General features: G+C 64.8%; 22 protein-coding genes and 1 tRNA gene. 13 read left to right on the top strand and 10 right to left on the bottom strand.

Annotated elements, in window-relative coordinates; genetic code table 11:
* Positions 1 to 181: 181 nt before the first annotated feature.
* From abaF to ATY02_RS14425, 4 genes are all read left to right on the top strand, one after another.
* Entirely contained in the window at positions 182 to 1,555 is a 1,374-nt protein-coding gene (abaF, locus tag ATY02_RS14440) for a fosfomycin efflux MFS transporter AbaF (protein WP_068587107.1), read from the top strand.
* A 246-nt stretch (positions 1,556 to 1,801) separates the two neighbouring features.
* Complete coding sequence (locus ATY02_RS14435) at positions 1,802 to 2,746, top strand: dihydrodipicolinate synthase family protein (protein WP_068587111.1); 945 nt, start codon at positions 1,802 to 1,804, stop codon at positions 2,744 to 2,746.
* A 119-nt stretch (positions 2,747 to 2,865) separates the two neighbouring features.
* Positions 2,866 to 4,443, top strand: a complete 1,578-nt coding sequence (locus tag ATY02_RS14430) for an aldehyde dehydrogenase (NADP(+)) (protein ID WP_068587112.1) — start codon at positions 2,866 to 2,868, stop codon at positions 4,441 to 4,443.
* A gap of 98 nt (positions 4,444 to 4,541) precedes the next feature.
* Positions 4,542 to 5,558: an Ldh family oxidoreductase gene (locus ATY02_RS14425; protein WP_068587113.1), complete on the top strand. Its 1,017-nt coding sequence runs from the start codon at positions 4,542 to 4,544 to the stop codon at positions 5,556 to 5,558.
* A gap of 126 nt (positions 5,559 to 5,684) precedes the next feature.
* Here ATY02_RS14425 and ATY02_RS14420 read toward each other — a convergent pair whose 3' ends face one another.
* Entirely contained in the window at positions 5,685 to 6,116 is a 432-nt protein-coding gene (locus ATY02_RS14420) for an HIT family protein (RefSeq protein ID WP_068587114.1), read from the bottom strand.
* A 179-nt stretch (positions 6,117 to 6,295) separates the two neighbouring features.
* Between ATY02_RS14420 and ATY02_RS14415 the strand changes: the two genes are divergently transcribed.
* From ATY02_RS14415 to ATY02_RS14400, 4 genes are all read left to right on the top strand, one after another.
* Complete coding sequence (locus ATY02_RS14415) at positions 6,296 to 7,174, top strand: suppressor of fused domain protein (RefSeq protein WP_124347771.1); 879 nt, start codon at positions 6,296 to 6,298, stop codon at positions 7,172 to 7,174.
* Between the two features lie 20 nt (positions 7,175 to 7,194).
* The gene (locus ATY02_RS14410; RefSeq protein ID WP_068587116.1) at positions 7,195 to 7,614 is read left to right on the top strand and encodes a hypothetical protein; all 420 of its coding nucleotides are present in this window, start codon (positions 7,195 to 7,197) and stop codon (positions 7,612 to 7,614) included.
* Positions 7,611 to 8,468 carry a tetratricopeptide repeat protein gene (locus ATY02_RS14405; RefSeq protein WP_068587117.1) on the top strand — a complete coding sequence of 286 codons (858 nt, stop codon included), beginning with the start codon at positions 7,611 to 7,613 and terminating at the stop codon, positions 8,466 to 8,468. The genes ATY02_RS14410 and ATY02_RS14405 overlap by 4 nt, the downstream gene beginning before the upstream one ends.
* Before the next feature lie 294 nt (positions 8,469 to 8,762).
* On the top strand, positions 8,763 to 10,472 hold the full coding sequence (locus ATY02_RS14400) for an amidase (protein ID WP_068587118.1): 1,710 nt from the start codon (positions 8,763 to 8,765) through the stop codon (positions 10,470 to 10,472).
* Between the two features lie 60 nt (positions 10,473 to 10,532).
* Here the strand turns inward: ATY02_RS14400 and ATY02_RS14395 are convergent, their stop codons facing one another.
* Entirely contained in the window at positions 10,533 to 11,081 is a 549-nt protein-coding gene (locus ATY02_RS14395; protein ID WP_228022286.1) for a hypothetical protein, read from the bottom strand.
* A 123-nt stretch (positions 11,082 to 11,204) separates the two neighbouring features.
* Positions 11,205 to 11,576, bottom strand: a complete 372-nt coding sequence (locus ATY02_RS14390) for a hypothetical protein (RefSeq protein WP_068587120.1) — start codon at positions 11,574 to 11,576, stop codon at positions 11,205 to 11,207.
* Between the two features lie 127 nt (positions 11,577 to 11,703).
* Between ATY02_RS14390 and ATY02_RS14385 the strand changes: the two genes are divergently transcribed.
* Positions 11,704 to 12,201, top strand: a complete 498-nt coding sequence (locus ATY02_RS14385; protein WP_068587122.1) for a hypothetical protein — start codon at positions 11,704 to 11,706, stop codon at positions 12,199 to 12,201.
* Positions 12,202 to 12,237: 36 nt separating this feature from the next.
* On the opposite strand, the gene ATY02_RS14380 is transcribed toward ATY02_RS14385, so the two are convergent.
* The 5 genes from ATY02_RS14380 to ATY02_RS14360 form a co-directional block, all read right to left on the bottom strand.
* Positions 12,238 to 14,343, bottom strand: a complete 2,106-nt coding sequence (locus ATY02_RS14380) for a TonB-dependent receptor family protein (RefSeq protein WP_068587123.1) — start codon at positions 14,341 to 14,343, stop codon at positions 12,238 to 12,240.
* A gap of 167 nt (positions 14,344 to 14,510) precedes the next feature.
* Positions 14,511 to 14,861: a VOC family protein gene (locus ATY02_RS14375; RefSeq protein WP_068587124.1), complete on the bottom strand. Its 351-nt coding sequence runs from the start codon at positions 14,859 to 14,861 to the stop codon at positions 14,511 to 14,513.
* 137 nt (positions 14,862 to 14,998) lie between these two features.
* Positions 14,999 to 16,570: an FGGY-family carbohydrate kinase gene (locus ATY02_RS14370; RefSeq protein WP_068587126.1), complete on the bottom strand. Its 1,572-nt coding sequence runs from the start codon at positions 16,568 to 16,570 to the stop codon at positions 14,999 to 15,001.
* Positions 16,571 to 16,583: 13 nt separating this feature from the next.
* Complete coding sequence (locus tag ATY02_RS14365; protein ID WP_068587127.1) at positions 16,584 to 18,179, bottom strand: glycerol-3-phosphate dehydrogenase/oxidase; 1,596 nt, start codon at positions 18,177 to 18,179, stop codon at positions 16,584 to 16,586.
* A 4-nt stretch (positions 18,180 to 18,183) separates the two neighbouring features.
* Positions 18,184 to 19,779, bottom strand: a complete 1,596-nt coding sequence (locus ATY02_RS14360; protein WP_068587129.1) for an FAD-binding oxidoreductase — start codon at positions 19,777 to 19,779, stop codon at positions 18,184 to 18,186.
* Between the two features lie 157 nt (positions 19,780 to 19,936).
* On the opposite strand from ATY02_RS14360, the gene ATY02_RS14355 reads away from it, so the two are divergent.
* Together ATY02_RS14355 and ATY02_RS14350 are read left to right on the top strand one after the other, a co-directional pair.
* Positions 19,937 to 20,641 (top strand): hypothetical protein, encoded by a 705-nt coding sequence (locus ATY02_RS14355; RefSeq protein WP_068587131.1) that lies wholly within the window; start codon positions 19,937 to 19,939, stop codon positions 20,639 to 20,641.
* 168 nt (positions 20,642 to 20,809) lie between these two features.
* A tRNA-Gln gene (locus ATY02_RS14350) sits at positions 20,810 to 20,884 on the top strand.
* 31 nt (positions 20,885 to 20,915) lie between these two features.
* Here the strand turns inward: ATY02_RS14350 and ATY02_RS14345 are convergent.
* Complete coding sequence (locus ATY02_RS14345) at positions 20,916 to 21,824, bottom strand: LysR family transcriptional regulator (RefSeq protein WP_068587133.1); 909 nt, start codon at positions 21,822 to 21,824, stop codon at positions 20,916 to 20,918.
* Positions 21,825 to 21,944: 120 nt separating this feature from the next.
* On the opposite strand from ATY02_RS14345, the gene ATY02_RS14340 reads away from it, so the two are divergent.
* Entirely contained in the window at positions 21,945 to 23,150 is a 1,206-nt protein-coding gene (locus ATY02_RS14340) for an MFS transporter (protein ID WP_068587135.1), read from the top strand.
* 10 nt (positions 23,151 to 23,160) lie between these two features.
* Here the strand turns inward: ATY02_RS14340 and ATY02_RS14335 are convergent, their stop codons facing one another.
* Positions 23,161 to 23,466, bottom strand: coding sequence for a MafI family immunity protein (locus ATY02_RS14335; RefSeq protein ID WP_068587137.1), 306 nt, complete (start codon positions 23,464 to 23,466; stop codon positions 23,161 to 23,163).
* Positions 23,467 to 23,606: 140 nt separating this feature from the next.
* Between ATY02_RS14335 and ATY02_RS14330 the strand changes: the two genes are divergently transcribed.
* The gene (locus ATY02_RS14330) at positions 23,607 to 24,104 is read left to right on the top strand and encodes a hypothetical protein (RefSeq protein WP_068587138.1); all 498 of its coding nucleotides are present in this window, start codon (positions 23,607 to 23,609) and stop codon (positions 24,102 to 24,104) included.
* Positions 24,105 to 24,134: the final 30 nt, after the last annotated feature.

Below are 24,134 nucleotides of genomic sequence, written 5' to 3'. Positions count from 1 at the left end.
ATCTGACACACGCAGAATCAAGGCTTGCAGCTCGATGGCGAGCGGCTGGCTGTTCTGGCGTCAATCTTGCTTTGAAATATATCGTATACGAAATACAGTATATGACGACTGTTTCAACAGCCAGGCCTGGCGCAGTGCCCAGGCAACCCCCTCTAACAAGATCTATCGGAGTGCGACATTGATGACCTCGACGACTTCTGCAACAGCCAGCGAACTGGAACGAACGGCGGGCAAGGCCCCCGCCGGGATCAAGCGAGTGGTGGCCGCAGCGATGGCCGGTGCCGTGGCCGAGTGGTACGAGTTCTTTCTATACGGCACCGCCTCGGCCCTGGTGTTCGGCCAATTGTTCTTCCGCCAGACCGGTAGCGCGGTGGATGGCATCATCGCGGCCTTCGCCCTGTATGCCGTAGGCTTCCTGGCCAGGCCGATCGGCGGGCTGGTCTTCGGTCATTACGGCGACAAGATCGGACGCAAGCATCTGCTACAGATCAGCCTGGTGGTGGTCGGTATCACCACGTTCCTGATGGGGTGCCTGCCCACCTTCGAACGCATCGGTTACGCCGCCCCCATCCTGCTGGTGCTGCTGCGGTTGATCCAGGGATTCGCCTTCGGGGGTGAATGGGGAGGCGCGGTACTGCTGGTGTCCGAGCACAGCCCGGACAACCGCCGCGGATTCTGGGCCAGTTGGCCGCAAGCCGGGGTCCCGGCCGGTAACCTGATTGCAACGGTGATCCTGCTGCTTCTGTCATCCAATCTCAGCGAAGCGCAGTTCCTTGACTGGGGCTGGCGCGTAGCGTTCTGGTTCTCCGCCGTCGTGGTCCTGGTCGGCTACTGGATCCGCACCCGGGTCGATGACGCCCCCATCTTCAAGGAAGCCCAGGCCCGCCAGCACAAGATCGAGAAAGAGCAGCTGGGCGTGGTCGAGGTCGTCACAAAATACTGGCGTGAAGTGCTGATCGGCATCGGCGCCCGGTTTGCCGAGAACATCCTCTATTACATCGTCGTCACGTTCTCGATCACCTACCTCAAGCTGGTCGTGCACAAAGACACTTCGCAAATCCTGCTGTTGATGTTCGGCGCCCACCTGTTGCACTTCTTCATGATTCCCTTCATGGGCTACCTGTCCGACATCATCGGGCGCAAACCGGTGTACCTGATCGGTGCGGTACTCACCGGCTTCTGGGGCTTCGTCGGGTTCCCCATGATGGATACCGGGAACGACTGGCTGATCATGGCCGCCATCACCCTGGGGCTGGCTATCGAATCCATGACCTATGCGCCCTACTCCGCCTTGATGTCGGAACTGTTCCCGACCCATGTGCGCTATACGGCCCTGTCCCTCTGCTACCAGGTGGCGCCCATTCTCGCCGGCTCCCTGGCACCGCTGATCGCCATTACCCTGCTCAAGGAATACAACAGCTCGACGCCGATCGCCTGGTACCTGGTGGCATCGGCCGTGATCTCGATCATTGCCGTGGCGGCCGCCAGGGAGACCCGTGGCATGTCGCTGCGCGAGGTGGACAAGGCGTCGGCGGCGCGGGTCTCCAGTCGCTGATACTCCCCTCGCCCTGACCCGGCTCACGGAAGAGCCCCTTGGCCTGCAAGCTTTGATGAGCCCTGCAATCCAGGCCGTTTACCCAGAACGCCGCCATTTGAAATGACAACCGAGGCTTTACTTCCCAAGGCATCGATTATATAACGTATACGATATTCGATTATGACCACTGGAACAGGTCCCCAGCCATTCATGGCCAGTGCCATAGATGTAGCTACAACCACCTAAAAACTATGAGGTAGCGTCATGAGCAACATTTTCACCGGCACCATTCCCGCACTGATGACCCCCTGCACCCCGGATCGCAAGCCCGACTTCGACGCCCTGGTCCGCAAGGGTCGCGAGCTGATCGAAGCGGGGATGAGCGCCGTGGTGTATTGCGGCTCGATGGGTGACTGGCCCCTGCTCACCGAAGCCGAGCGCCAGGAAGGCGTTGCCCGCCTGGTAGCGGCCGGTATCCCAACCATCGTCGGCACGGGCGCGGTCAACTCCCGGGAAGCCGTATCCCACGCCGCTCATGCGGCCAAGGTCGGCGCCCAGGGCCTGATGGTGATTCCGCGAGTCCTGTCCCGCGGTGCCTCGCTGGTCGCACAGAAGGCGCATTTCAAGGCCATCCTCGCAGCAGCCCCGAACCTGCCGTCGGTGATCTACAACAGCCCCTACTATGGCTTTGCCACTCGCGCGGACCTGTTCTTCGAACTGCGCAGCGAGCACCCGAACCTGATCGGCTTCAAGGAGTTCGGCGGCGCCGAAGCCAGCCGTTATGCCGCTGAGTTCATTACCTCCAAGGATGACGCGGTCACCTTGATGGTCGGTGTCGACACCGATGTGGTGAACGGTTTCGTCAACTGCAACGCCACCGGTTCCATCACCGGTATCGGCAACGCGCTGCCTCGCGAAGTGCTGCACCTGGTGGCCCTGAGCAAGCAGGCTGCCAAGGGCGACGCCAAGGCCCGGCGCCTGGCCGAAGAACTGGAGTCGGCCCTGCACGTACTGTCCTCGTTCGATGAGGGCTGCGACCTGGTGCTGTACTACAAGCACCTGATGGTGCTCAACGGCGACCTGGAATACACCCTGCACTTCAACGAAACCGATGCCCTGAGCGACTCCCAGCGCAACTATGCCGAGGCCCAGTACACGCTGTTCCGTACCTGGTACGCCAACTGGAGCAAAGAACACAACCTGGCCTGACACCCGGCAGATGTTCCCCTGAAGCGGTGCGCCCAGGCGCACCGCTTTCATTTCCCCCTCCTCTGCCACTGCATTCTTTAAAACCGGCAGGTGGACGTTCATTACCTCAGGAGGCCGATATGGGTCTGACAGGAAATATGCTGATTGGCGGCCAAGCCGTGCCAGGTACTCGTGATGCGATCAAGGCCATCAACCCAGCCACCGACCAGGTACTGGAGCCGGGTTATCCCGGTGGCTCGCGCGAGCATGTCGAGCAGGCTTGTGCGCTGGCCTGGTCGGCCTTCGATAGCTACCGCGAAACCTCGCTGCAGGAGCGCGCGGCGTTCCTGGAAAGCATCGCCGAACAGATCGAGGCGCTGGGCGACACCCTGGTGGATCGCGCGGTGGCGGAATCGGGCTTGCCTCGCCCACGCATCCAGGGCGAGGTGGGCCGTACCTGCTTCCAACTGCGCACCTTCGCTCGCACAGTACGCACCGGCGAGTGGCTCGACGTGCGGGTCGATGAAGCGCTTCCCGAGCGCCAGCCACTGCCCCGCCCGGACCTGCGCCAGCGGCATATCGCCCTGGGCCCGGTCGCCGTGTTCGGCGCCAGCAACTTTCCCCTGGCCTTCTCCGTGGCCGGCGGCGACACCGCTTCGGCGCTGGCTGCCGGCTGCCCGGTGATCGTCAAGGCGCACAGTGCCCACCCCGGTACCAGCGAATTGGTGGGCCAGGCGATCCAGCAAGCTGTGGCCAAGCACGGCCTGGCACCGGGAGTGTTTGCGCTGCTGTTCGGCTCCGGCGTGGAAATCGGCACGGGCCTGGTCAGCGATCCCAGGATCAAGGCCGTAGGTTTCACCGGTTCGCGCAGCGGCGGCATAGCCTTGACCCAAGTGGCCCAGGCACGTCGCGAGCCGATCCCGGTGTATGCCGAGATGAGTTCGATCAACCCGGTCTTCCTGTTCGAGCATGCCCTGCTCAACCGTGGCGCGGCGTTGGCCGAGGGCTTTATCGCCTCCCTCAATCAGGGTGCCGGTCAGTTCTGCACCAACCCGGGACTGGTCATCGCCATCAAGGGTCCAGCCCTGGACGCCTTCCTCGCAACCGCCCGGCAGGCTGTCGAACGCAGTCCCGCCCAGACCATGCTGACGCCCGGAATCTTCAAGGCCTACCGCCATGGCCTGCAAGAGCTGGCCAGCAACGCCGACGCGCGCTTGGTGGGCGCAGGCCTTGAGGGCACGGGGCCAAACCAGTGCCAGACGCACTTGTTCGTCACTTGCGCCAGGGATTTTCTTGAGCAACCGGCCCTGCAGGCAGAGATCTTCGGCTCGGCCTCGCTGCTGGTCGAGTGCGATGACATCGCCCAGGCCAGGCAAGTGGCCGAACACCTGGAGGGCCAGTTGACCGCGACCCTGCATCTGGACGAGGCCGATACCGAGACCGCCCGGGCCCTGCTGGCGACCCTGGAGCGCAAGGCCGGGCGCATCCTGGTCAATGGCTGGCCGACAGGCGTCGAAGTCTGTGACGCCATGGTCCACGGCGGGCCGTTTCCAGCCACCTCCGACGCCCGTTCCACGTCGGTCGGTACCGCGGCCATTGCCCGCTTCCTGCGACCGGTCTGCTATCAGAACTTCCCGGACACCTTGCTGCAACCGGCCATCCAGCAGGCCAATCCCCTGGGCCTTTCCCGCCTGGTCAACGGCCAGCGCGAAACCTGACGGCTCACTGCCAGAGGTGACGACAGAGGCCTGCGCTGCACCCACTCGGCGCAGTCCTCGTCTATCCAGCGTTCACCCATGATCCAAGGATACGTTTCATGTCTGACTTGATTAATCTGTCGCTCGACCAAGCCTTCCGACTGTCCAACGATGTACTGGCGAACAACGGCTTCTGCGCTGCCCACGCCCAGGCCATTGCCCGCACCATCACCCGCGGGCAGGCCGACGAATGCCACTCCCATGGGCTGTACCGGTTGTTGGTCTGCGTGAAGTCCATGCGCGAGGGCCAGGTCGACCCTCAGGCACTGCCGACTGTCACCGAACGTTCCGCGGCCATCGTGGCCGCGGATGCGCACCGGGCCTACTCGCTGCTGGCATTTCAAACTGCGCTGCCGCTGTTGGTGCAAAAAGCCCGGCAGGTGGGTGTGGCGGCCATGGTCATCAACAACTGTTTCCACTTCTCGGCCCTATGGCCGGAAATCGAGGCCGTGACCGAACACGGGCTAGCAGCCCTGGCCCTCACGCCCAGCCATAGCTGGGTCGCCCCCGCCGGGGGCAGCAAGCCGGTCTTCGGCACCAACCCTATCGCCTTCGGCTGGCCGCGCGTGGGCCACAATCCCTTTGTCTTCGACTTCGCCACCAGCGCCATTGCCCGCGGCGACATCGAGCTGCATCGCCGGGCCAACCGACCACTGCCCGAACATTGCGCTGTCGACGACCAGGGCCAGCCGGCCACCGACGCGCTGGCCGCCATGTCTGGCGCCATGCTGACCTTCGGCGGCCACAAGGGGTCGGCCCTGGCGGCCATGGTGGAATTGCTGGCAGGTGCCCTGATCAATGACATGACCAGCATGGAGTCGATGGCCTTCGACAACGGCGTCGGCGCTACTCCCCTTCATGGGGAACTGATCCTGGCCTTCGACCCGCAGTTGTTCGCCAATGGCAACGCCGAGGAAGGCGCCAGGCGCGCCGAGGAGATGTTCGCCGCGATTGTCGACCAGGGCGCCCGCCTGCCATCGCAACGTCGCTACGACGCCCGGCGGCGCAGTGAGGAACAAGGCGTGTTCATACCCAGGGCCCTGTACGAGGACATCCTCAAGCTGCTGGATAAATAAACCGCTGCACCTGATCCAGGGGCTGCGGCGATCCCGCGTCGCGGCCCCGGTCACCGGCCTTCGATCCCGTTATCACCGAGGCGATGGCCGGCAAGCGCCCTCACACCGGGCCAGGGCTCATTCGATTCAGTGCCCCAGTAGCTGGGCAATGCGCCGACGCAACTGGCCATGGTCCTCTTCGGAGTAGGCAACGGCCGTTTTCCAATCGTAGAACCAGACTGGCATCCGGCGAAGGTGTTCCGGCTCCGAGGCGTAACGCGGGAAAACATGACAGTGCAACTCAGGTTCTGAGTTGCCGAGGATTTCATAATTCATGCGCAGGGCCCCAGTGGCCTGCAAGGCGGCATCGCCAAGGCGAGCCATGTCCAGCAGGTAGGTAGTCCTGGCGGCTTCATCCAGATCGTTGAGACTCGGCACCACAGGGTCGGGCAACAACAGGCAATAACCCGGCAGAAACTGCACATCCCCCATGACAGCCCAACCGGAGGCCATGCGGCAGATCACCTTGTCGTTGGCGCCATTGCGAGCCAACTCAACACGTTGCGAAATCAACGGCATACAAAATCCTTGTGAATGCTTTGCAAAATTGCGCATGCAACGGTCATCGGCCTGCACCCATGCCATGCATTGCATGCACCGGCGAATGTATCGATCCGACGTCTGGATTGCCAAGCAGTAACGGCACAAGGCACATTGCCATCTCAAACGGCTATCCAGGGCTGTGTCGAGTCGGCACAATGCGCGCCCAGACAACACTCTTGAGCAAGGATCGCCCGTTGAATTTCCTGCAAAAACTGCTTTCCATCTTCAATAAACCCGCTCCTGCCAAATCCGTACCGCCCCTGGCCACGCCAGAGCCTGGCCCCGTCGACACCCCTGCCCACGACCAGCCAAGCAGTGCCGAGCAGGAGCTGATCGCATTGATGGACGCTGGCGCCGCCTGCCTCGAACGTCATTGGCAGACCATCGGTACCTGTGAGCAGGACGTGCTGGGCTTTGCCATCAGCCCAAGCTTCATGGGCGGCCCCCACTGGCCCTCCACCCGCCAGGCCTACCGCATCGTGCGTCGCCCCAACAGCATCATCCTGGCCACCGAGGGCCTGTCCGATCCATTCGACGACGGTGAAGGCCAGGGCAACGGCTTCGAAATGGAGCTGTTTATCGAGACACCGGATATTCCGGCCCATGCCCAGGGCCCGCAGGGGGATGTCTATCCCTTCGCCGACAGCTGGGCTTTCGAGTTGCTGCGTTGCGTGGCCAATACCGTGGCCGATGCCGGCGGCTATGTCTCGCGCCTGGAGCGTTATGGCGTGCTGTCCCTGGAGCTGCCCGGCGTCAGCCAGTCTCGTGCCATGTGCGAGCAGTTGCCCGAGCATTTCGTCAGCAACGACGACTGCGTCGGTGTATTGATTGGCGGTCCAACGGCCAGCTTCCCTACTTATCTGCCGGACATGCCGCTATCACCGGTGACCCTGGTGCCGGTGGTAGTGATCACCGCTTCGGAGCTGGAGTACCTACGCAACGGCGGCGGCCCGGCCCGCGAAGACCTGGTCGCGCGCTTGAACGCGTCCGGCCTGGGCCACGTCAGCCACCTGCAACGCGCCAGCGTGATCTGAAGCTGCCAGGAGCCATGTCCATGTCGGAATGCGACGACTACTTCGCTTTTCACCTGTTTGCCGCACGCTTTGCAAATGACACCGAAGCTGCGTTGTTCGCCTTCGAACAGTGGGAAGCCGAACCCGGCCCCGACGCCACGGATGCCCAGTACCATGCCTGGGAGGCACGCAATCCAAGCTGGCGACTGCGCCAGGAACTGGGGTGGTCTATCGACTCCGACTTTGTCGAGCTGATCCCCCAGCAAGGCCATCTAGAGTACCTGGAGTCCATGATCCGCAGCGCCGCCCAGAGGCAACGGCTGCACTGGCTCGTTCTCTTGCAGTACAGCCACTTCATCCTCGTTGCCCACGCTGGCATTGCACACTTCGGGCAATCGCTTGCGCTTCCATCCACCTTGTCCCTGGACTACCTGGGCGAATTCAACGGTCCCCATCCATGAACAGGATTGTCGTCCTGGCACTGCTCGGCGGACTGCTCAGCGGCTGCCAGAGCGCTACCAGCGTGCAGAACGATTCCATGGTCGGCCTGCGCTGCTGGCACTACCGCGACCAGGAGTCCATCTCCCGGGAAATGCTCGACTATATCCGCCGCCAGGGCGAAGCCGGCAACTCGATGTGCCAGACCCTGCTGGCCACCCTGTACGAACGCGGTCATGGAGTCGCGCAGGATACCGCCCGGGCCAAAGCCCTGTATCTCTCGCAGGCCCAGACAAACCCAAGGGCCTACCACCATCTCGGGCGCCTGGACGAACAAGAGGCCGACTACCTCCTGGCCAGGAATCACTACCAGCGTGCTGCGGCGGTGGGGAGCAGGGAAAGTACCCTGGCCCTGGCCAGGTTGATGGAAGAAGGCAAAGGCGGCCCGCAGGATCTTCCAGGCGCGCAGCAGATGTACTTCAGCGTTCTCAAGCAGAGCGGCGACGCTGCCTGGAAAGGCATCGACCGGCTGCGTGACCAGGGCCTGGAGCTCAATGCCGAGCAACAAGCGCGGTACAACCAGGTCTGGACCGCCTCAGCCAGGAGCCGGCTCAGCCTCAAGCTGCGACTGCTCCAGCACCGAACGCTCGGCAAGCTCAAGTTCGGACCTGATGTAAAGCCCGTGGTGGTCGAGGTGCAGTTCGTGCCCGGCTCCGCTGAGCCGCGGCTCAAGCTGCTGGAAAGCTCCGGCGACACGTCCCTGGACCAAACCATCCTCCAGAACCTGGGCAGCTATCGTTTTGTCGGCCAGCCGATCCCCCAGGCCGGCCAGGATGCCTGGCGGGTAAAGGCCCATATCGACCCACATGCCAGATGACCCGGCCTTTTGGCCCAAAGTGCGCACCTGCGATCGAGCGGAGATTCCGCTGACGGGCACTTGATGCTAAAAAGGCCCCCAAGCCCCAATGCCGATCAGTCAAGGCAAGGTAGGAGCGAGGCTTGCCCGCGATGGACTTCAGAGCGCTGGGTTTACCCAGTCAACAGGCGCTACCGTTCACGACCCTCGCGAGCAAGCTGCGCTCCTACAAAAGATCACCTCGCTTGACTGACAGGCATCAACCCAAGCCCCGACTCAACCCTTGCCGTGCCAAGCCGTACCACGAGAACCCGCATGATCGAAGTCACCGAAGTCTCCATTGCCCAACTGCGCGCCGCCCTCGAGTCCGGCCAGACCACTGCCGTGGAACTGGTCCAGGCCTACCTGGCGCGGATCGATGCATACGACGGCCCCGCCACTGCCACCGCCCTCAACGCCGTGGTGGTGCGCAACCCCGAGGCCCTGGAGGAAGCGCAAGCCTCTGATGCCCGCCGCGCCAAGGGCCAGCTCCTCGGGCCACTGGACGGCATCCCCTACACCGCCAAGGACAGCTACCTGGTCAAGGGCCTGACCGCCGCATCCGGCAGCCCGGCCTTCAAGAACCTGGTGGCCCAGCGCGACGCCTTCACCATCGAGCGCCTGCGCGCCGGCGGCGCCATCTGCCTGGGCAAGACCAACATGCCGCCCATGGCCAACGGCGGTATGCAGCGTGGGGTCTATGGCCGCGCAGAAAGCCCCTACAACGCCCAGTACCTGACCGCGCCCTTCGCCTCCGGCTCGTCCAACGGCGCCGGCACCGCCACCGCCGCCAGCTTCAGCGCCTTCGGCCTGGCCGAGGAAACCTGGTCCAGCGGTCGTGGCCCGGCCTCCAACAACGGCCTCTGCGCCTACACCCCCTCGCGCGGCGTGATCTCGGTGCGCGGCAACTGGCCGCTGACCCCGACCATGGACGTGGTAGTGCCTTACACCCGGACCATGGCCGACCTGCTGGAGGTACTGGACGTGGTAGTCGCCGAAGACCCGGATAAACGCGGTGACCTGTGGCGCCTGCAGCCCTGGGTGCCGATCCCGGCCGTGGCCGGCGTGCGCCCCGCTTCCTACCCGCAACTGGCGGCCGACGCCGGCGCCCTCAAGGGCAAGCGCTTCGGCGTGCCGCGCATGTACATCAATGCCGACGCCGAGGCCGGTACCAGTGCCAAGCCGGGCATCGGCGGCCCCACCGGCCAGCGCATCGCCACCCGCGACTCGGTGATCGAGCTCTGGCGCCAGGCGCGCCAGGCCCTGGAAGCCGCTGGCGCCGAGGTGCTGGAAGTGGACTTCCCACTGGTATCCAACTGCGAAGGCGATCGCCCCGGCGCGCCCACCGTGTTCAATCGCGGCATCGTCAGCCAGGAGTTCCTCCATGACGAGCTGTGGGAGCTCTCGGGCTGGGCCTTCGACGACTTCCTGCGGGCCAACGACGATCCCAAGCTCAACCGCCTGGCCGATGTCGACGGGCCACAGATCTTCCCCCATGACCCGGGCACCCTGCCCAACCGCGAGGATGACCTGGCGGCGGGCATGGACGAGTACGTCAACATGGCCAAGCGCGGCCTCAAGACCTGGGACCAGATCGCCACCCTGGCCGACGGCCTGCGCGGCCTGGAGCAGACCCGCAAGCTCGACCTGGAAGACTGGATGGACGCCCAAGGGCTGGACGCGGTGCTTTTCCCCACCGTCGCCGACGTCGGCCCGGCGGATGCCGACATCAACCCCGAGTCGGCGGACATCGCCTGGAGCAACGGCATCTGGGTGGCCAACGGCAACCTCGCCATCCGCCATCTGGGCGTGCCCACCGTCACCGTGCCCATGGGCGTGATGGCGGACATCGGCATGCCGGTGGGCCTGACCTTCGCCGGCCGGGCCTATGACGATGCGAACCTGCTGCGCCTGGCCTCGGCCTACGAGTCCACCGGCAGCAAGCGCCTGGTGCCGCCGCGCACGCCCAAGCTGGCCGTGCAGTAACGCAAAAAACGCAATCGGGGCCGCCATGGCCCCGATCCTCATTCCTGCCCGCTCAAGGCCTCACTGCTCATCCACAGGCTGCAGCGGCGAATGTTGCCAGTCGAACCGCGCGATCAACTGCCTGCACAGCTCATCCAGTTGCGGATGGTAGTAATGCATGTGGGGCACCGGAATCTGCGCTTCGCCATGGCCGAACCCCAGGCCGTACAGAGCGCTGGCATAACTTTCCAGCGGGCCGTAGGCGTAGATGAGGTTGTGCCGGTCCCAGACCACCGTGGCCTGGTCTTCGGGTGAGTGCACCCAGAAATCGAAGCGGCTGTCGCCACATAGCAATGGCTTGAACTCATCGATGAAATCCGCGACCTCGGCCAGGGACAACATCGGGCTCATGTAGCGGCCTACCGGCACGTCTTCGCGGCTGGTGTGCAGCACGAACAGCAACAGCAGCGGCTGGGTGAGGCAACGGGCCAGGCTGAGCAACACCTGCGGATCGGACCCCGGCACGCCGGCCACCACCCGCTCGCCGCCGTTGAAGGGCGCAATCTCGAAGACCGGCGGGTAGCTGTGCTCGACCCACTGGTCATCGATCATGTGTGCAAATCTGTGCATAACGGCCTGATCCTCCCGATCAACTCTCACACCTGGCCTGACGTCCATTCGTCAGGGCGGCGAATGTAAAGCACTCGGGGCAAGCTAGATAGCCTTATCGAACACCGCGTTGACCTGCAGCGGCTACTGCACCTCCAGCAGCCTGAACTGCAGCGGCGAAGCGGCCTGGCCTGGGCAATAGTCGGCCGTCAGGCTCAGCTCGCTGGACCGGCCTGCGGACCACAACCGGCACGTCACCCGCAGCGTGCCCGGCTGCTGGGTCGGGTAGCAGTCAAAATCCACTCGCCCGCTCCTGTCGGGCGCCAGCGCCATCTCCCAGGCGGGCAGCGCGAGACTGGCCAGGCAAGCCGCGCCAGCCTCCAGTTCCTCGAGCACTTCCTCATAAATCGCGGTGCTGATGCCATACTGCGCCAAAGCACTGGGTTCGCCGTCCTGGATCGCTCGCAGCAATCCGGCCAGCAAGTCGTAGATCCGTTGCAGATCCCCTGCGTGCATGGTGTTTCTCCTGAAATTGCGCGGCGGCCATGCTAATGGATGCGCGCCCCGGCACCAACAGTCCGGCCTCGTCAAACCTCGCTGGCGCCCTGTACCCTACTGCCGACCCTTTTTCCCTAGGACACCGATGAACAACCACCATGTTCCCCTGGCCAACGGTTGGACTGCCCGGTTCACCTACCGTGGCGAATTTCGCATGGGCGCCGAAGGCTGGAGCCTGCTCTTGGAAGGCCCCGGGCAACAGCGCATCGGCTACTTCGACAGCCAGATCGTGCTGGTCAATGACGAGGATGGCACCCAGGCCCGCTCCTGCATCAGCCTCTCCGAAGACGGCACCCAGGGTTACCTGGCCATGGGGCCGGACCACGGCTGGGTGCTGGACTTCGCCCGCTCCATGCTTGCCCCGCACCGGGTGAACATCTACCACCACCATCCTGGCTACGATGAAAGCGTCTCGGTCTGCGAACAACCGACCTTCAAGCGTGAGCGCCAGTACATCCGGGTGATCGGCAAGTTCATCTACCTGACCTTCCCCCTGACCCGGGACGAGGATTTCCCCAAGGTCTGGGAGGAGTACCTGGCGATACGCCGGCGGCAACTGGATGAGCTGTACTTTCGCAACTGACACGGCGCGCCGTCGCGACCGGCACAACCATCGGCCTTAGCGCAGGCTCCAGGACATCCCGACATACACCCCCATGCCCTCGCCCGGGGTCGAACGGGCGGCATCCTGGCCCTGGTCGTCGTAGCCCGGGGTGACGGTGGCGGCATAGCGCTGGCCGGTCAGGTTGCGCAGGTCGACCCAGGCCTGCCAGTCGTTCTTCGGCGCGTTGTAGCCCAGGGTCGCGCCGAACAGCGCATAGGGGTCGGCGTAGTAGCTGTTGGCGTAGTCCACCGCCACCTTGGACACCAGCTGGGTGTTGACGGCGGCAAAGAAGCCCTGCGGCCAGTCGTAGCGCAACTCGCCCTGGTAGTAGTGCATCGGCAGGCCCGGCAGGCGGTTGCCGCCAAAGCGTGGATCGTCGCTGAAGGTATAGGCCTGGCGCAGGCGCAGGCGCCCCACTCCGGGCCGCGACCACAGCTCGCTCTCGAGGCTGGCCTCCACCCCCTGGTGCACCGTGGGGCTGGCGTTGACTTCATAAGGTCTGGTGGCGTTGGCATCTGGCCATACCAACAACAGTTCATGGCGAACCTGGGCGTAGTACCAGGCCAGGCTCCACTGGCCCAGGGCGCTGTCGCCACGGCCACCCAACTCCAGGGTGGTGGCGGTCTGATTGCGCAATTTGATCGGGTCGCGCTGAGTACCCTGAGCCACACCACTCTGGAAGTAGGAGTTGGAGCTATAGATCAGCGACCAGGGATGCGGCGCCTCCACCGAACGGCTGAGGTTGCCGAACAGCTGCACATCGCGGTTCAACTGGTAGCGCAGGCCCAGGCGCGGGGCATAGTCCCAGTCGCCGAGGCTGGTCTTGCCGCCGCCCTCGGGGTAAGTCACCGCGCTCTCGCGGCGGGTGTAGATGGCCGCCAGGCCGGTGGTCAGCCACAGGTCGTCGGCGATCTCCAAGTCATTGCTGACATGCAGGACGCTGTCCGAACCCTGGTAGGTGAAATTGCGTAGCCGGGTGCCAGGAGCTTTATCGGGAGTCTTGTCGCTAGGAATACGCACGAACTCGCTGGCGCCGTCGTTGGGCAGGTGCTTGGTCACCCGCAGGCCCAGGGTGCTGCGGCTCTCCAGGCCCCAGAGGGTGTCGCGGCGCTTGTAGTCGAAGGTGCCGCTGACATCGCTATACGCCACCTTCAGGCGGTTGGTACCTTCGCGCAGGTCCATGGGGTAGTCGTGGTAGACCAGGCCGGCCTGCAGGCTCGAATCGTCATCGATGTACCAGGTGGTCTTGTTGCCGACGAAGGTACTGCCCGGCTGCTTGCGCCGGTCGTCCCGGGACACATAGGTCGGGTTGGCCGCCCTGGGGGAATGCTCGATGGAATGCTTGGTCACCCGCCCGGCCAGGTCGTTGTCGGTCTGCCGGTAGCGCAGGTAGAAACGGGTTTCCAGGTTCGGGTTCAAGCGATAGCCAAAGTTGGCCACGATTCCCCGGCTGTCGCTGGCGGTATGGCGCTGGTAGCCGTCGGCATTGGAATCGGTCAGCGAGACGTAGTAGTCGAAGTCCCCCAGCACTTGCCCGGAACTGACCTGGCGCTGCTGGTAGCCGTGGCTGCCGGTGACGTAGCGCACCTGCAACAGCGGCGCGTCGTAGCCGGTATGGCTGATGTAGTCGATGGCGCCGCCCAGGGCCAGGGCACCGCGGTCGAAACCGTTGGCCCCACGCAGCACCTCCACGCGATCGACCCACAGTGGCTCCAGCAACTCGTAGGGGGTACCGCCGGGGCCGGTCAGGGGCAGGCCGTCGAGCATGGTGTAGAGCCCCGAGGCGTGGGCCCCGGGGGCACGGTTGATGCCCGAGCCACGGATCGAGATCTTCACCCCTTCGTTGCCCGCCGATTGGGCATAGACCCCAGGCTGGTAGGCCAGCACGTCCTGGTTGCTGGCCACCCGGCCCTGCAATGGCCGGCTCATCTGTACCAGGTTGCTCCCGCCGGGAACCTGGGCCAGCCGCGCCCGGGCTTCTTCAGCCCCTTGCCCGGCGTCCTCCTGGCCTTGTCCCAGGACCTGCGCCGGAGCCAGTTCCAGGCCCCCGGGCTCGGCCATGGCCGGACAGGCAAGGGCCAGGCCCAACAAAGTGGTGGGCAGGGTTCTGGGCGAAAGCATCGGTACGACTCCGGCGTGGGCAATGGACAATGAAGGTTGCGACGCAGGAAGGAACGAAGAGAACACAGGCCGATTTGGCTTTTTTTGCCAGGACGCGGGCGCGACCTGGCGCGAGGGAGCATGGAGCGATGACAGGCGAGCCTCGACGCCCGCCTACCCGGACCGGATCAGTCCGGAACCGGCTGGCCCTGCATGAACGCCAGGTAGTAGCCGTTGCAGTCGCGGATGCCGAACTCGCGAGTGCCGTAGGGCATGTCCTGCAGGGGCCAGGCAATATCGGCCCGATCCTTGATCGAATCGAAATAGGCCTGCACATCCTCCAGGGCGAAATACAGGGTCCCGGTACAGCCCGGGGCGCTGCCCCACAGGTCCTGCCCGGTGAACGTCAGGCGACAGTCCTGCAACTGCACCAACAGCGTCGACTCCGCGCCATCACTGACGGCGAAGCCGAGTATCCGCTGGTAATGCTCACGGGTGCGGGACAGGTCATTGCAGCGCAGCAGGCAGGTCAGCGGCATCTCGGACTCCAGGGGGCGGCCGGCACGGCGATGGCTTCGCCATGCATCAGGGATCATGCAGCAGGGGAAAGACGCCACCTTAGCAGCAAACGCCCTCCCCCTGGAGCCAGCCCCGCTTGCCGCTGCCCGGGCCGATCTCAGGCCGGATAACCGGTGATCTCGCGAATGCTCTGGTACAGCGGCTTGAGCTGGCGATACATGCGCAAATACACCTGGCTGTAGAGCCGCTGGTACATCTGCCGAGCCTGGGGCTGGGGCTCGAACACCGCGCCGACCCGGGTCATGGCGCTGATGGCCGTGGAAAAATCCGGGTACAGCCCCAACCCCACCGCGCAGGCGATCACCGCGCCCAGTCCCGAGGCCTCATAGACATGCGGGCGCTCCACCGGCAGGCCGAAGATATCGGCGGTCAGTTGCATCGCCGCATCGCTCTGGGAACCGCCACCGGCCACCCGCAGGCGGGTGATCTTGAGCTTCGAGCGTTTCTCCATGCGCTCCATGCCCTGGCGCAAGGCGTAGGCCAGGCCCTCGAGGATCGCCCGGTAGATATGCGCCCGGGTGTGCACGTCACCGAAACCGATCATCGCACCCTTGGCCTCCATCCCCGGCTCACGGATACCCGGCGACCAGTAGGGTTGCAGGGTCAGGCCCATGGACCCCGGGGGCACTGCCTGGACCAGGGCGTCGAACAACTGCTCAGGCTCCAGCCCCTGCTGCGCCGCCTGCTGCACCTCGCGCAGGCCGAACTGCTGCTTGAACCAGCTGACCATCCAATAGCCACGGAAGATCATCACCTCGCAGTTGTAGTGGTCCGGCACCGCTGCCGGATACGGCGGAATCAGTGGCACCACCTCCAGGTAACGCGAGCGGGTGGTGGTGATGGTGGCCGTGGTGCCGTAGGAGACGCAGGCCGTGGTGGAATCCTGGACCCCGGAGCCCAGCACCTCGCAGGCCTTGTCGGCACCCGCGGCGATCAGCGGCAGGCCCTCGGGAATGCCGGTGTGGCGACTGGCCTCGGCAGTGATCCGACCCAGGGTTTCGCCGGGCTTGTGCAGGGTCGGCAGTTGCTCGCGGCGTACCGCCAGGGCCTGCCATTTCCAATCGCTGGGGGCGGCCCAGCGCAGGCGCTTGTAGTCGAACGGCAGGTAGGCCACGCAGCACCCCACCGAATCGACGAAATGGCCGGTCAGGCGATGGGTGAGAAACCCCGACAACAGCAGGAACTTGTCGGTGGCGGCCCAGATCTCCGGCTGCTTCTGCGCCACCCAGTTGGCTTCGGCCTGGGCGCGGAAGTAATCCACCGTGGCCTCGGCGCCAATCAACTTGAACAACCAGCTCCAGGGGCCCTTGAGCTTGCCTTCGAGCTCGGCCTGGCGCTGGTCCAGCCAGAGGATCGCCGGGCGCAGCGCCCGCCCCTGGGCATCGACGTTGATCAGGGTGCCGCGCTGGGTGGTCAGGGACACCCCGCGGATCTGCGAACGGTCGATGCCGGTCTGCTGCCAGAGGATCTGGCAGGCTTCGCCGAGCTTGGCCCAGTAGTAGTCCGGGTCCTGTTCGGCCCAGCCGGGCTGGGTCGAGTAGTAGGCCTCCAGTTCCACCTTGCCCTTGCCGATCAGGTTGCCCTGAAGGTCGAACAGCAGCGCGCGTACGCTCTGGGTTCCGTTATCGATAGCCAGCAGGTAGTCCCGCTTGTTGTTGTGATTATCCATGGGGCTCTCTTGGTTAGGCATCAGTGCTGGGCAAGCTGTGGTGGCGTTGCCACAAGGTCCGGTAGCGCTGTTCTTCGGCTTGCCAATGGGCGTCGCTCCAGCCCAGGCGCCCCTGGCACAGGTTGCGGATGGCTGGCAGGTAGCTGGCGCCGCCCTCGGCCAGCAGCAGGCCCAGGCGCGTGCGGCGCAGCAGCAGGTCGTCCAGGTGCAGGACCATTTCCGTCTCGGCGGCAAAGGCCAGCTCGGCCCACAGGGTGTCGCTGGCGCCGACGCACTCGTGACCCAACTGCTCCACCAGTTGGGCCAGCCGCGGCAGGTCGCGACCATGGCGCCCGGCCAGGCGCCGCTGCTGGGCGCCGCTGAGGCCGGGAATCTCCACGGTCGGGACCGGAGCGAACACCGGCGCGCCGTCGTCGCTAACACTGCGTCCGATCATCGCCCCACAAGCGGCCAGCACCTCGATGGCCTGGGGCCGGAAGGTGGTGAGCTTGCCGCCGGCCAGGGTCACGCATCCCGGCTCCTGCCACAGCACATGCTCGCGGGTTTCGTTGGAGGGCTTGTCCTCGGAGTCCGCACCACCAGCGGCCACCACCGGGCGCACCCCGGCCCAGGTCGAAAGCACGTCGCTGGCAACGATCCGTGCCTCGGGAAACTGCTGGGCGCAAGCCGCCAGCAAGTAATGCAGCTCCTGCTGGCTGATGCTGGCGCTCAGGTCCAGGTCTTCGCGATGGTCCAGGTCGGTGGTACCGACCACGGTAGCGCCTTCCCAGGGGAAGACGAACACTGGCCGGCGATCCTCGGCATGCATGAAACTGAAGGCATGGGCCACTGGCAGCCGCCAACCCGGCAGCAACAAGTGGCTGCCACGCAACGGTCGCAGTTGACGCCCCGCATCCGCCGGACGCAAACGCTCGGCCCAGGCCCCGGTGGCCACCGCCAGGCTCTCGCTGCGCAGCTGGCAGGGCGCGCCGCCTTCGCTGTCATCCACCTCGACCCCACACACCCGCCCGTTATCACGCAACAAGCGGGTCACGCGCAGGCCGTTGAACGCCTGGGCTCCATCGGCCCGGGCCTCGGCCAATACCCGCATCACCAGCCGCGCATCATCGGTCAAGGCGTCGAGAAAACAAGTGCCGCCCAAGAGGCCCGGCTCCTTGACCCCAGGCGCCAGGAACTGCAACTGCCCGGCATCGTGGAACCTGTGGTTGCGCCGTCCGGCTAGGGCGTCATACAGGCTCAGCAGGCTGCCGAACACCCGCGGCCCGGGAAACTGGCCCCGGTAATGGGGCATCAGGAAGCTCATGGGGTCCACCAGCCCGGGAGCCTCCTGCAACAAGCGCTGGCGCTCGCGCACCGAGTCCCGGGTCAGGCGCCACTGGCCCTTGGCGATGTAGCGCAAGCCGCCATGGACCATCTTCGAAGACCGGCTGGAGGTTCCCCAGGCGAAATCCCGCTGTTCCAGCAACAGGCAGCGCCAACCACGCCGGGCCGCCTCACGCAGGATCCCGGCGCCGCTGATACCGCCGCCGATCACGATCAAATCCCAGCTCTGCGCCGCCAGGCTCGGCAGCGCCTGTTGCCGCCATTGGCCGTTCCAGTCCTGGCTCATAGCCTTACTGCTCCAGCAGGGTGCCGGGGTTCAAGCGTCCGGCCGGGTCGAAATGGCGGCTCAGGGCCTGCAGGGTCTCGATGGCCAGCGCGCCCTTTTCCCGTGGCAGGTAGGGTGCATGATCCTTGCCCACCCCATGCTGGTGGCTGATGGTGCCCTGGTGCTCGACGATGGTCCGGCTGGCGGCATGCTTGAGCGCCTGCCAACGGGCCAGGGTCGCCGGATACTGGCGGTCAGGACGGAACACGTAGGTGGTGTAGATGCTCGAGCCTTCGCCATAGACATGGGACAGGTGGGTGAACACATGCACTTGCTCGCCTTCGGCGGCCAGGCCATCGCGCAGGCTGTTTTCGATGCGCTTTAAAAGCGCATCGACATTGCTCCAGTCCGTGGCTGTTTCCAGGGTGTCCACCAGATAGCCGGCATTCCACAGGCTTTCGCGCAGGTAGGGAAAACGAAAGCGGTTCTGCGCCCACTTCTTGCCCAGCAAGGTGCCGGTGAACACTCCGCCGAAGGCCTTCAAGTGCTGGCGCGCCTGGCGCAGGGACAAGGCGTTCTGCCGTCGGTTGCCGGTCACGCCGAAGGTCAACAGGCACTTGCCCTGGCCCGCACCACGCAGCGCCAGGTACTTTTCCAGCCAGACGATCTGCGTCGGGTGGCCGGCCAGGGCCAGTTGGGTCTCGGTCTCCACCGCGTTGGACAGACGCAGCATCGACAACGGCACCCGGGCCTGGGCCAAGGCCCGCACAGCCTGCAAGGCCTGGGGCCAGTCCGGCAGGAATACCCCATAGAAGCGCTCATGCTCCGGCAAGCGGCTGACCCGCACCCGAACCTCGGAAATGATCCCGAAGCGCCCTTCGCTGCCCAGTACCACTTCACGCAGGTCGGGCCCCGCGGCGGAGGCCGGGAACGTGGCGATGGGCATCGGTCCGGCGAAGGTCTCCAGGGTCCCGCCGGCAAACAATTGCTCGATGCGCCCGTAGCGCAACGATTGCTGGCCGCTGGAACGGCTGGCCACCCAGCCGCCGAGGGTCGATAGCTCCCAGGACTGCGGGAAATGTCCCAGGGTGTAGCCCCGGGCGCGCAGCTGGCTTTCCACCTGGGGGCCACTGGCGCCGGGGCCGAAGGTGGCCAGCAGGCTGTCTTCGTCCAGGTCCAGCAGGCGGCTCATGCGTGCCAGGGACACCGTCAGTGTCGGGCGCTCGGACCAAACGGGGTTGATATGACCGGCTACCGAGGTACCGCCCCCATAAGGAATCAGGCACCAGTCATGTTCTTCGGCCAATGCCAGCAACTGGCGGATCTGGGCGGCGGTTTCAGGAAACGCCACCGCATCCGGGTAAGCCCCCAACTCACCCTCGCGCAGCGCCAGCCAGTCCGGCAGGCTTTGTCCACGGGCGTGCAACAGGCGCTCCTGGGGATCGATGCTGTACAGCGGATGAGCCGCCAGCCGCGACGCGGGCACCCGGGCCAACGCCTGCTCCAGGGAGGCCTCCGGCAACCTGTAGCCCGGTCCCAGTCGCTCGGCGAGAAAACCCGCGCCCTCGGCCGGCAATTCGACCACCGTGGATGCATCCCCCCAGCCATTCCAGCGTCGCATGCGTGTGTTCCTCTGCTGTTCTTATAGGTCTTGCGTAAGGTTCCCTATACTAGTGCGCCGCCGGACACTGTCACGGTCGCATTGAGCCAGTTGGTGTAGCCGATTGAGTCACCCGCGCTGCCAAACCATTTCCTACCTGCCCAGGATCGAGTCGTCCATGCCCGCCCCGCTGAAAACCTGCTCCCCGTTGTTCTGGTCCCCGGACCTGGGCATCGACTATGGCGCTGCGACGCTGAGCCTGCGCGACCTGCTGCCACAAGTAGGCCAGGGCATCTCGGCGTTCTTCGAGCCGCAGGATCGGCTGCTGGTCGGTGAGACCCTGCAGTTGATCTGGCACCCACCCGTGAGCGACATCAACGGCTGGAGCGAACAACCTTCGGAACTCGTCCACAGCCACTTGTTGCAGGTCAGGGTCAGCGGGCCGCAGCAGCCACCCGCCCAGCCAATGCATGACCTGCATCGGGGCAGGCAGCGCTTTGCCTTGCAGGTCCTGGCCTGCACCCCACTGCTGGCGGCCCTCAAGGCCCAACCGCTGGACCAGCAGACCTGGAGCCTGCCCGGCATCGGCAGGCCGCAGGGCGCTTGCCTGAGTTGGGATGAAGCCCTCTGGTGCGGGCGCGCCGACGTCGGCGGATTGACTTGCCTGAGCGCCGCCAACGGCAGCGAAGGCATGATGGAAATGATCCTGGAGATCATCGGTGACCAGGTCAGCGGGTTGTTATCGGTGCACCTGGACCCTGGCGGGAATACTTACGAATGGGGTCGGCGAGTGCTCGCGGGTGCGGAGCTCATTGCCATTCGCCGGGCCCTGGAGCACGCCCGGCCGCTGCAGGACACCCAGGACGCCTACCTCGTCGGTTGAGTGTCAATCGGGGAAAAACTCCCGGGCAGGACTAAGCAGCTGTTTTCAAACCGATTTTTTTTGCGCTGGGGGCTTCCCAAACCGCCGGCGAGTTGTTAAATTTGCGCCCGTTCTTGCAGCGGTCCTCCCCGGACCGGCACTTCAAGCAAGTAACGTCGCAACAGCTACAGGGGCGTCGCCAAGCGGTAAGGCAGCAGGTTTTGATCCTGCCATGCGTTGGTTCGAATCCAGCCGCCCCTGCCATTTTTCTTCCTCGTTGTTCCTTCATCATTGTTCATTCCTCCAGGCTTCGCGCCAGGAACTCCAGCATCGCGTTGACCTTGGGCAATCCCTGCCGGCTCTTCATCCATAGCAGGTTGATCGTCTGCCCCCGGGTCGCCAAATGCGGCAAGACTTCCACCAGGCTGCCATCCTGCAGTTGGCGCTTGACCAGCCACGACGGCAGGTGGGCGATGCCATAGCCACCCAGCACCGCCATCAGCAAGCCCTCCCCCGCACCCACCACGCAACTGGCCGTAACCGACCGGCGCTCGATCTGCCCCGGCTCGTCGGTGGCGAAGCTCCAGGGGTGCACGCGCCCGTCCGCCCAGCCATAGGCGATGCACTGGTGCCGCTCCAGATCGGCGATGACCTGCGGCTCGCCGCGCTGCGCCAGGTAGCCCGGGGTGGCACAGAACAGGTACTGCTCGGTTCCCAGGTGCCGATGCCCCAGTTCCGCCGGCCACAGGTCGGGGCCACCCAAGCGCACGGCGATATCGACCCCGGCCTCGATGGGATTGGCCAGATGCTCGGAGAAGGTCACATGGGGCTGCAACTGCGGGTGCTCCCGGGCAAATTCGAGGATCGGCCCCAGGACCCGGGCCCGGCCGAATGCCCCCGGCAGGTCGATGCGCAGCTTGCCGCGCAGCTCATGCCGTTGCGCTTGCAACTCGAGCTCGGCCTCTTCCAGGTCGGCCAGCACGCCACTGCAAGTTCGGTAGAACGCCAGGCCGGCATCGGTCAGGGCCAGGCTGCGGGTGGTACGGCGGAACAATCGCGCCTGCAGCCGCGCCTCCAAACGGGCGATGGCCTTGCTGATGGCCGACGCCGTGAGGTTCAGACGCTCGCCGGCCGCCTTGAAGCTGCCACAGTCGGCCACGCAGACAAACACGTCGATACCCTTCAAGCGTTCGGAGGAAAACATGCGGCACCCTGTCTATTAATGAATCTAGTTCACATCAGTTGGTAAAAAGCATCATAAAACAGAACCAGATTCCCTAGTAAGCTGATCGCCATCCCATCGGTATCACTGCAAGAGGCACAGATGCTGCGCACCCTGAAACACTATCCGGCGGCCCTCAACCTGTTGTTGGCCGGCACCCTGGTGCTGACCCTGGCCCGGGCGGTGACCCTGCCCTACCTGGTGATCTACCTGGCAGGCAGCTTCCAGCTGGATGTCGCCGAAATCGGCGTGGTGCTGGGCAGCAGCCTGATCATCGGATCGGTGTTGAGCCTCTACGGCGGTTTCCTGGTGGACCGGATGGCCAACCATCGGTTGGTCCTGTGCTGCTGCGCGGTGTTCACCCTGGGCTTCGTCGGTAGCTTCGCCGCCCGCAGCCTCTGGTCGTTCTACCTGTGCCTGCTGGCGATCAACCTGGCCTACGCGGTGTTCGATATCGCCATCAAGGCCGGCCTGGCCCGCCTGCTCCCGGAAAACCAGCGCAGCACGGGGTTTTCCATCAAGTACACCCTGACCAACATCGGTTACGCGATCGGCCCGTTCCTTGGCGCCGGGCTGGCCAAGCTGGATATCAGCCTGCCCTTCGTGCTGTCCGCGACCTTGGGTGGGGGGTTCTTCTGCCTGTACCTCGCCCGGGGCGAGCGAACGCCAGTCATCACCGAACCCGCCCAGCCCCCGCTGTCCTTCCTGGCCCTGGGCAAGCAATTGCTGGCGGACTACCGCCTGGTCTGCTTCACCCTGGGCGGCCTGCTCAGCGCCGTGGTCTTCGGCCAGTTCTCGGCCTATCTGTCGCAATACCTGGTGGTCACCACATCGGCCGAGGTTGCCTACACCACCATCAGCACCCTGGTGGCGACCAACGCGCTGCTGGTGATCAGCCTGCAGTACGCCATTGGTCGGCGCATCCTGCGCCAACACCTGAACCTGTGGCTGGCCACGGGCCTGGGCCTGTTCCTGCTGGGCATCGGCGGCTTCGCCCTGGCCAGCAACCTGGCGCTGTGGGTGCTGGCCATGGCCGTGTTCACCCTGGGCGAGATCATCGTCTTCCCTGCCGAGTACATGTTCATAGACTGCATCGCCCCCGAGCACCTGCGCGGGCTGTACTACGGCGCACAAAACCTGTCCAACCTCGGTGGTGCCCTGGGGCCGATGCTCTGCGGCCTGGTCCTGGCCAGCCAAGCGCCCCAGGCAATTTTCTGGATGCTGGGCCTGTTCGTCGTCAGCGGCGGGCTGTTCTACTGCCTGGGCGCCGCCAACCTCGGCCAGGTGCATGCCCGGCCGGCGGACTGAAGGGTGGCGCTCAGGCAGGTGCCTGCCCCAGGTACCGGGCAATGCGCAACAACGCGCACTGGGCCGACTCGGACAAGACCAGGGGCGGCTCCTCGATCATGTACCGCAGATGCTCGAAAGCCAGGCCGGCCTCGTTATGTTCCAGGTAGTCAAGGACGATCTCCCGTCCGTGCTCCAGCCCCGCCTGGGCCAGCGCATGCTCCGGCGGCACCCGGTCGCCCAGCCGCTGGTAAGCCTGGGCCATGAGCAACGACGCCTCATCCAGCACCTGGATCAAGTCGGTTCGCCAGGGGTCTATCGGTACAAGCATGCTCATGCACTCCTCGTTTGCTGGAAATCGCTTGTCGGGTACCGTCCGCGGAATTTGCCAACCGGCCCCTGTCACGCCGCCAGGCCTTCACAACTCCTGCTGCACCCCGTTCCTCTGTGCATCTACCCAGCAAAGAGTGACGCCCCATGAAAAGTAGCCAATTGAGCCAGTTGATCCTCAACGACCACGCCCGCATCGAGTCGGCCATTGCCACCGGAGCCGCCTGGGAAATATGGTTCCAGGTGGAGTTCCTGATCCTGCTGTTGCGCCAGCCCCATATGAGTGCCGCCCGGGAAGTGCCCTACCCGCCACCGAACGAGAAACTGCGCCTGGATGTACTGGCGCGCCAGGGCGTCGATGAATACGCCATCGAGTTGAAGGTCGAGAGCGCCACCAACGCTGGCAAGAAACTGCTCGAGGAAATTGAGAAGGACATCCTGAAGCTGAAAAAGTACACCAAGCAAACCGTGGAGGCCCGTTGGGTGGTAGGCCTGGGCTACAGCGACGAGGGCAAGCGCGCGCTGGTTGAATATGCCAGGACCCATGACACCACCACGATCTACCAACATGCCGGAGCCATCGGCTGCATGATCGTCACGGTTCCCGAAGAAAGCCTGGGCAGTAGCCCAATGCTGATCGATTAAGGCATTTGCAGGAGCGAGGCTTGCCCGCGA

Source organism: Pseudomonas sp. BIOMIG1BAC (assembly GCF_001705995.2).
GTDB classification, from domain to species: domain Bacteria; phylum Pseudomonadota; class Gammaproteobacteria; order Pseudomonadales; family Pseudomonadaceae; genus Aquipseudomonas; species Aquipseudomonas sessilinigenes.
Note: the sequence above shows the minus strand (reverse complement) of the source record. Positions and strands in the feature narration are given on the sequence as shown.